This is a genomic window from Mesobacillus sp. (assembly GCF_047739415.1).
In the GTDB taxonomy this organism is placed as follows: Bacteria; Bacillota; Bacilli; order Bacillales; family Cytobacillaceae; genus Mesobacillus.
The window spans coordinates 1-8,608 of sequence record NZ_JBIQOE010000066.1; the positions used below are offsets into that span (position 1 = coordinate 1).

At 41.0% G+C, this 8,608-nt stretch carries 10 protein-coding genes; 9 read left to right on the plus strand and 1 reads right to left on the minus strand.

The window, feature by feature from the left end; translation table 11 throughout:
* Positions 1-60 precede the first annotated feature (60 nt).
* From ACH0QE_RS06030 to ACH0QE_RS06065, 8 genes are all read left to right on the plus strand, one after another.
* Positions 61-240, plus strand: coding sequence for a hypothetical protein (locus tag ACH0QE_RS06030; protein WP_415799789.1), 180 nt, complete (start codon positions 61-63; stop codon positions 238-240).
* A gap of 142 nt (positions 241-382) precedes the next feature.
* Entirely contained in the window at positions 383-1,075 is a 693-nt protein-coding gene (locus ACH0QE_RS06035) for a hypothetical protein (protein WP_415799790.1), read from the plus strand.
* On the plus strand, positions 1,075-1,335 hold the full coding sequence (locus ACH0QE_RS06040; protein WP_415799791.1) for a PqqD family protein: 261 nt from the start codon (positions 1,075-1,077) through the stop codon (positions 1,333-1,335). Before ACH0QE_RS06035 ends, ACH0QE_RS06040 begins: the two co-directional genes overlap by 1 nt.
* Positions 1,325-1,804, plus strand: coding sequence for a S24/S26 family peptidase (locus tag ACH0QE_RS06045; RefSeq protein WP_415799792.1), 480 nt, complete (start codon positions 1,325-1,327; stop codon positions 1,802-1,804). The genes ACH0QE_RS06040 and ACH0QE_RS06045 overlap by 11 nt, the downstream gene beginning before the upstream one ends.
* Positions 1,780-3,591 (plus strand): ABC transporter ATP-binding protein, encoded by a 1,812-nt coding sequence (locus ACH0QE_RS06050; RefSeq protein WP_415799793.1) that lies wholly within the window; start codon positions 1,780-1,782, stop codon positions 3,589-3,591. Before ACH0QE_RS06045 ends, ACH0QE_RS06050 begins: the two co-directional genes overlap by 25 nt.
* A gap of 15 nt (positions 3,592-3,606) precedes the next feature.
* Positions 3,607-4,599 (plus strand): nucleotidyltransferase domain-containing protein, encoded by a 993-nt coding sequence (locus ACH0QE_RS06055; protein WP_415799794.1) that lies wholly within the window; start codon positions 3,607-3,609, stop codon positions 4,597-4,599.
* Positions 4,600-4,630: 31 nt separating this feature from the next.
* The gene (locus ACH0QE_RS06060; RefSeq protein WP_415799796.1) at positions 4,631-4,951 is read left to right on the plus strand and encodes a DUF5658 family protein; all 321 of its coding nucleotides are present in this window, start codon (positions 4,631-4,633) and stop codon (positions 4,949-4,951) included.
* Positions 4,952-5,076: 125 nt separating this feature from the next.
* On the plus strand, positions 5,077-6,609 hold the full coding sequence (locus ACH0QE_RS06065) for a SulP family inorganic anion transporter (RefSeq protein ID WP_415799797.1): 1,533 nt from the start codon (positions 5,077-5,079) through the stop codon (positions 6,607-6,609).
* Positions 6,610-6,664: 55 nt separating this feature from the next.
* Here the strand turns inward: ACH0QE_RS06065 and ACH0QE_RS06070 are convergent, their stop codons facing one another.
* The gene (locus ACH0QE_RS06070) at positions 6,665-7,171 is read right to left on the minus strand and encodes an acyltransferase (RefSeq protein WP_415799798.1); all 507 of its coding nucleotides are present in this window, start codon (positions 7,169-7,171) and stop codon (positions 6,665-6,667) included.
* 342 nt (positions 7,172-7,513) lie between these two features.
* On the opposite strand from ACH0QE_RS06070, the gene ACH0QE_RS06075 reads away from it, so the two are divergent.
* A complete protein-coding gene (locus tag ACH0QE_RS06075) occupies positions 7,514-8,539 on the plus strand; it encodes an ABC transporter ATP-binding protein (RefSeq protein WP_415799799.1) in 1,026 nt (341 codons plus the stop codon).
* The last annotated feature ends 69 nt before the right edge of the window (positions 8,540-8,608 follow it).

Here is an 8,608-nt window from a genome sequence, read left to right on the forward strand (position 1 = left end):
AAAAATGCTCTTTTATTTTAATTTTATCGTTCTATATAATGAACGGGAGAGGGATAGTATATGTCAAATGAAAAAATAGAAATCCGCCCCATAGTATTAAGCCACCAGCCTATTCAATTTGAAACGTCACAAAGCTGGAATAAAGGACGCGGCCCGGTTTCAGGGGATGATGGAAAAAGTGATGGCAAGAAATATCCACATGAGCCATATCCAGACAAGAAGGACCATAAGAATAAGTAATAATACAAGAGGAGATATTTAACTAAATAAATACAATTTGGAGTTTATTATGAAAAGACTTTTATGGGGAAATTTAGGCGAGCATTCACTAAAAGTTAGTTTTCGATCTAAAATTATAGAGAATTTCGCAGAGGAATCATTCATGCTAAGTCATAGTTGTATTAAAAAGGTAGATATGAATGTGGATATTTTTGATGGCTTTGGTACCTCCTTTACCGATTACCATGTGAAGGTTCAAAAAGATTCGTCAAAAATCACCTTCAAAAGATCCGACTACCTAATAGAATCCACCCCAGACTACACATCAGCTACCATCCACGTCCACGACGAACTTGCATTAAAGCATGCCCTAATGAATCTCTACAGCTCGTATATCGTCTACCATAACTGGGGTTTGTTGATTCATTCATCCTGCGCGATTGAGAATGGCAAGGCGCAAATCTTTGCCGGACAATCGGGAGCAGGGAAGTCGACTGCTGCAAGGCTTTCGGAACCACGTGCTCTATTATCTGACGAGGCCACAATTGTTAAAATCTCGGAGAATGGGATCACTGTATTTGATTCGCCTTTCCGAAGTGAATTGCCATCCACAGGTTATCAACAGCCAAGATCTTTAGCTGGCATCCAGCTCCTGCACCAGGCGGAGAGTAACAGAATAGAAAAGATGCGGAAGCCTGATGCGTTGTTATCGCTAATGGATAAGGTATTTTACTGGAGCCATGATCCGGTTGAAACGCAGCGTATTATGGGATTATTACGGACCTTGGTAGTAAAGGTTCCTGTTTATGAGTTGTATTTTCGTAAAGATCCTACATTTTGGGAGCTGATTTCATAATGGTTCAATTTATTCAAAAAAATAGTTTTGAGGCGACCCATATTGAGGATGAGTGGATCATTCTGGATACTGATCAATATACGGTCACGAGGCTGAATGATCTTGGGGGATTTTGCTGGCTGAAGCTTGGTGTGGCTCAGACGGTGGATAGTCTACACACAGCAATTGACCAGGAATACGGTGCAGAATGCGAAAAAGATTCGATTGATAGATTTCTAACCGACCTAAAAAAGTGCGGGCTGATTCGCCATGCTATTTGATCAAGAAACGATTGTTTTTTTTAAGGTTGCAATTGAGAAAGATGGCTATCTTGAACTGCCTGCTCATGGGAACAGTATGTTTCCGTTAATCAAGAGAGGGGATGTATGCAGATTCAATCCATGCAGCCCTGGCTCCTTGGTGAAGGGAGACATTATTTTATTCCACACAGATCAGGGGCAATTAATTGCTCATCGGTTTATTCGCAAGGAAGCACACCTTTATATTTTCAAAGGTGACACTAATCTGGGATATGACTTGCCCGCTAGACCTGAACAAATCATCGGAAAACTTACTTCTATTAAAAAGTATAGATTCAATCTATCCGTGCAAAGTGCTTCAGTTGAACTATGGGGAAAGCTGATCATGACATTGCCTGCCATGTCAGGAATGCTGAGAAGATATCTTAACTGGAAATCTCATTATGCAGATATATGGAGTACGCTATGGCGAAAATTGAACAGCTTATAACGATTGCTAGTCAGTACTTTTCAATGAAGGATATCCGTAAAACCTTTTCGATGTTGAAGCCATTTTTTATTAAACATTGGAAGGCTTATTCGGCACTCCTTTTTTTATTAGGGTTCGATATATTCTTTAAGATTGCTTTTGCCTGGTTTTTCGGGAGTATTACCGACGCGGCGATTCGCAGTGATTTCGAGGAAATGAAAAGGCTGATTCCGATCGGGATTGGACTAACTGTTCTGAATATCATTTCGAATTTCTGTGATATTTATTTTGAAACGATTGCTTCTAATGGCTTGAAAAAGGATTTGAAGGAATATTTATTTAAGCATATTCTCAGCCTGCCTGCAGGTGTTGCCTCTAATCTTCGTTCCGGGGACCTTCTTTCGTATTTTACCAATGATATTCATAGCATTGATGGTGTCACTGGCAGCAGCTTGATTAATCTAATCCGTCTGCCGCTAACCTATATTGCCATCCTCATTTATCTCTTCCAAATAAATTGGGTTTTATCCATGATTAGCATCCTGGTCGCTCCAATAGCGATTGTAGCTGGGGCAGGATTTGGCTTGCTGCTAAAACGGAATGGGCGCAAGCTTCATAGTTTGATAGCTCAAATCAACAATACTTTAAGTGAAACTTTTCAGGGCTTCCAAGTTATACGATCTTTTACTCTTGAAAAGAAGGTCTTTGAAAAATTCACTCGTGAAAATGATGATTATTTTAAATTAGAGCTTGAGAATGCGAAGCTGCAGGGCTGGTATTATTCAGGAGGGTACTTGATCAGCTCTGTTGTTTTTCTTACCTGTCTGTCGCTAGGTGCTTATTTTGTCTACCAAAAAGAAATGTCGATTGGCTCTTTATTGACTTTCACCAATCTCGTTGGCTATCTTGTTTATCCGCTGACTGGCCTGGCGGGACAATGGGCCGGTTTCCAGAGATCGATCACTGCCATTGAGAGAATCATTGAATTGGTCGAAAAACCTGTCGCTTCTCTAGAACTAGCAGCTTACTCGCCTGTAAAATCAAACATGAAATCTATAGAGTTTAAGAATATTACTTTCAGTTACGATGAAAATAAAATGATTTTTTCAAACTTAAGTTTGCAAATGCCACCAGGGAAAATGGTCGCTCTTGTAGGTCCGAGCGGGGCGGGGAAAACGACGTTGTTCAATCTGCTTCAAGGTTTTTACCAGCCGCAATCAGGAAAAATTTTGATTGATGGAATTTCGACTGAAGAAATGGCACTCTCAGAGTTAAGAAGCGCTATTGCACATGTGCCGCAAGAGACCTTTTTATTTGCCGGGACCATTCGTGAAAACCTGTCATTGGCGAGGGAAGGGATTTCAGAAGTGGAAATGATGGAGGCTGCAAAACAGGCCTGCATCCATGACTTCATAATGGGACTCCATCAAGGATATGATTCGGAGATCGGTGAACGAGGGATTAAACTGTCTGGAGGTCAAAAGCAGCGAATCGCTATTGCAAGAGCCTTTTTAAAGGATGCGCCAATCCTGCTGCTGGATGAAGCCACATCGGCTTTGGATAGCCATACTGAATCTGAGGTAAAACAAGCACTCGAGCATTTAATGAGCGGAAAGACGACCATTGTGATTGCCCACAGACTATCCACAATCCAGAATGCTGACCAAATTATTGTGCTGGATGAAGGGGAAGTAGTACAGACAGGTACTCATGAGGAGTTGATTTCAGAAAATGGTCTTTACAGAAAGTTGAATTCAACTGTACTGAAACCTAAAAAGTCTGAACAACTATACTTGGTCTCTAAGTGAATGGAGTTTTAAAAAATGATGAATCAATTGTTGTCAGCATTATATATATATGACATGGAGTTGCCAGGTGATGAAGTCTATTATGAGGAGCTTTTAAGAAATCAGGAAATAGTTGCAATTGCTCCTCAGGTCTATCATCTATTGAAAAGCCAAGGTAAGCTCGATCAAGTTCCAGACTTTTTCCGCCAATCTCTAAAAGAGCAGTATTTTCAAACCATGCAGCTTAACTTATTTGTAAATCACGAAACAAATCAGCTTCTTAATGCATTCGAAGAGCGAGGTATCGAAGTCATTCCTCTAAAGGGTGTTGGTTTTGCTGAATCTTATTTTGGAAGCTTGGGTGCAAGGAAGACGTCGGATATAGATTTATTGGTGAAGGAATACGAAATTGATGCAGCTGTGGAATTAGTAAAACAACTAGGTTTTACAGTGGAAGAGGAAAGAATTCCTGGCCATTTTCATTGCAGCTACAGCAAGCAGCTTCCGGGATCAGAGATTCCTTTGGTGGTTGAACTGCACTGGGATTTATTGAAGGAATCCACAGCGCGGTTCGATATTGAAGAATTTTGGCAGGCGGCGCAGCCGTTAAAGCAATACTCTTCTATTAAAGAGTTTTCTAGTCTCCATGTCTTGTACATGATTATTCTGCATGGATGGCGTCATAATCTCGACTCCCTAAAATACCATCTCGATATTATACAGTTGATTCGACTTTTTAAGGAAGATGTAGACTTTCATTTATTGTTAAACATGGCTGGAAAGCACCAAACCAAAAAGAGGATTATTCGGACGCTTTCATCTGTCTATCAAGAGTTTCCTTTTCTAGATTATATTAAGCCTTTCCCATACAAATCTGCCAGGAAGTACTTGGAGTTTAGTGATAAAAAGGATGGAAGAAGCTTTTACAAGAAATATACAGATTACATTGACTATCAATATTTTAGTTATGACACTGCAAGTCATACGATGAAGGAAATACTTGCAACGATTCTCCCGGTCAAGAAATAGTGTTTGAGTTGAGTTGCTTGGGAATAATAATATGAAAAAGGAAGGTGAAGCACACTTGGTCCTGTTATTCTATTATCTTTCCCTACTCAACCTTGTCGACGCAGCCCTAACGGTTGCCGGGATAGAAAGTTCACTGATAACCGAAGCCAATCCGTTGATGGAGAGGATCTATTCAATAGACCTTAGACTATTCTTAACACTCAAGCTATGTCTATCTGTGACTTTATATTTGTTTATAGTGTATAAAAAAGTCCCTAAAACAAGGCTTGTTAAAGGTATAACACTGTTTGCAACTGCAAGTTATACCACAGTCATTTGCTTGCATGGTTTCTGGCTGGTCCAGATTGTTTGACCAGTCAGCCTCTTTACAACTCCTCTAAAAAAGTTCATTTCTTTTTACTATTTTCATATTCAGAATCCATTTTATCAGGCGTATAATTTTTCTTATAAAAGAATAAGAAAGAAGGCGTATCGTACATGTTTCAGACGCTGAAGCGTGAACTATTGGCCGGGATTACGGTTTCGGTTGTTGCGCTGCCGCTTGCGTTGGCTTTTGGGATGCAGGCGACGGGTAATTCGGATGGAGCCATCATTGGTTTGTATGGTGCCATCATAACTGGTTTTTTTGCGGCTTTGTTTGGCGGGACGAAGGGGCAGGTGACTGGTCCGACTGGGCCAATCACGATTATCTTTACTGGAATTGTGGCTACTCAGGGACTGGAGTATGCGTTCATTGCTGCGTTCATGGGAGGGCTTTTTCAGATAGTCTTCGGGATCTTGAAGGCAGGCAATTATTTAAAATTCATTCCATTACCGGTGGTTAGCGGTTTTATGAACGGAATTGCCATCATCATTATCATGGGGCAGCTGCAGTATGTCACGGGCAGCTTTTTAGTCGTGCTGCTGACTATTGTCTTTATGCTAGTTGCTATGAAGTGGATCAAGATTATCCCGCCAAGCTTGATGGCGCTGATTTTAGGGACTGTGGCAGTAATCCTACTGGAAAAGGTAGTTCCTGCCGTTCATTTTACACTGCCATTTATAAACGACTTCATTTTCTTTGACACCGCAGAGAGAATTGGAGAAATTCCAAAAGGCTTGCCACAACTTCATCTGCCGATTGCCGACTTGGGTGTGATCATTCAATTGATTCCTGCAGCGTCAAGCATCGCTGTTCTTGGTTCTATAGATTCTTTGCTTACGTCTGTCGTAATGGATAATATGACAGGGACTAAGCACAAGAGCAATAAAGAGTTAATTGGCCAGGGGATTGGTAACACCCTTGCCGGTTTGTTCGGTGCTATGCCGGGTGCCGGTGCAACAGTGAGGTCAGTAGTCAATTTGCGAAGCGGGGGGCAGACTGCTTTATCAGCAATGGTTCATAGTATTGCTTTGCTGCTGTTCATGCTGGTATTCGGACCACTTGCAGAAGAAATTCCACTCGCAGTCCTAGCGGGGATTTTAATCATGACAGGTATTACAATGTTCGATTATGACAGCTTGAAAATTCTTAAGGACGAACCTCGCACAGACGCAGCGGTCATGCTGGTGACGATGATTTTAACAGTAGCCATTGACCTGATGGTAGCAGTTGGCGTCGGCATTGTCATGAGTGCGCTGATTTTCATGAAGCGGATGAGTGAGGAAGGTTTCAAGATTAATAGTAAAACGGAAAATGGTTTAAAGGTATATAGCTTGGAAGGACCGCTTTACTTTGGGGCCACAGAGCTAATAACGAAGACAATCAGTTCGGATAGCAATCCTAATATAGTTATAGATATAGAAAAAGTAACGATTGTTGATGCTTCCGGTGCACTGCTTCTGCTGCAGCTTAAGGAACAGTTGAAAGAGCGAGGACAGAACCTTTACCTTGTCGGCAACGACCTTGACCTTGGCGGGATTCTTAGGAAAATGAATATTTTTCAGCAGTTTGGTGACGGAGGACACTTTGAATCACTTAACCATTTAATCGATTATAATAAGATAAAATGTAAGAATTTGGAAAATTAAGCTTTTGTTTCATTTGAATTGTTGCCCCACCTTTTTTGGGTGGGGCAGTTTTAGATTATAACTGCTTAATCTCTTTAGCTGGTACCCCTGCATATAATGTGTTTGGCTTACAATCCTCAATAACTACTGCTCCAGCAGCAATAACACAACCATCTCCTATATTTACACCAGGTAAAATTATTGCTCTGGCTCCTATCCAACATCCTTTTCCGATAATAATTGGTTTTCTTTTTGATTCTCCTGCTCTTTTTTGTAATGTACCGATCCTATGACTTGAAGTACAAATTAATACATCGAATGCAATTGATGTATTCTCTTTTATGGTAACGCTCTCCCAAGCATCTATAAAAACGTTATGATTAAGAAAAACACCACGTTCTATAAAAATGCTCTTACCACGGAAAGTACATCCCGATCTAATGTTAGATGAAGCAGTTCTCATTCCTGCAATCCTATAAAGAGAATAGCGTTGTTTATTTGTAACTAAAATAGATTTCCCTACTAGATTTACAAGCAAATTCCAAGTGATAAGTGATAATGAAGCCTTTAATCTTTTAATCATAACAATCCCCCTTATCTATTAATTTCATCAACAAATATTAGATTCCTTTAATAACAGAGTTAAATAATAAAATTTAAAAATTATACTATGACATTGTTGCCAAAATTTTCTTTTACAGGTACAATATGAAAGTATTCAAATAACCTAAGGAGGCAGTCGAAATGATTAACACAACTAATGGAACAGCAACAATAATTTCATATGGTTTACCTTCGACCTGCCTGTATTGTGTGTAGTAGCGCTTATTTTTGTCATGTTAAAATAAATGCGTAACCATGGACTGGGATGTCTGTGGTTTTTTTGTGCCTAAAAATCGAATGTATGTTCTTGGAGAGTGATAATGTGATTACAGTTGAGAATTTGAAGAAGGAATATAAATTGGTGAAGCGCGACCCTGGTCTTAAGGGGGCAATCAAGTCGCTTTTTAACCGGAAGTATGAGACGAAGCATGCGGTGAAGGGGATTAATTTTACCATTGAGCCGGGTGAGACGGTTGGCTATATTGGAGCGAACGGTGCGGGGAAGTCGACGACGATCAAAATGCTGACGGGAATCCTGACACCGACTTCGGGAAAGGTGACGGTGAACGGGCTGGTGCCGTACGAAAACCGTCAGAAGAATGCGGTCAATATCGGGGCGGTCTTCGGGCAGCGGACGCAGTTGTTCTGGGATATCCCGGTTCGTGAATCTTATAATCTGTTAAAACATATTTACGAGATTCCGGAGCAGGAATATCAGGAAACGATCGGTATGTTCACTGAAGTTCTGAACCTTGAACCATTGCTTGGTATTCCGGTCAGACAGCTTTCGCTTGGGCAAAAAATGCGCTGTGAACTGGCTGCTGCCTTCCTTCACAGGCCTAAGGTTGTTTACTTGGATGAGCCGACGATCGGTCTGGATATTGCGGTAAAAGTTAAAATCAGAAAGTTTATTAAAGAAATGAATCAGCACTGGGGCACAACAGTGCTGCTGACTACACATGACATGCAGGACATCGAGGAAATCTGTGACCGGATCATCATTATTGATGGCGGTACGATTCTTTACGACGGAAGGCTTGAGCAGATTAAAAAACAATTCGGCCAACAAAGGGTAATCCATTTTGAATTGGCAGATAAGGAAAAGTTCGTATTGCCTGAGTCGCTCATTGGTCAGGTGGAAGTTTTACCGAATGAAGAAGAAACAAAGGTCAGCCTGTCGTTTGACCATGAGACTGTTAAAAGCTCGTTCGTCATTTCGGAAATGATGAGCATGTATGAAATTGGCGATTTGAATATCGCGGATCCTAAGATCGAAACGATCGTTGAGGAGCTGTACAACAAGCAGGAACAGGGGGGAGAGCATGAGAAAGTACTGGCAAATAGCTAAAGGGCGGATGCAGGAGAACACGGCCTATTCCGCCTGGTACTGGGCCGGGACCGTATCATCAGTGATGCG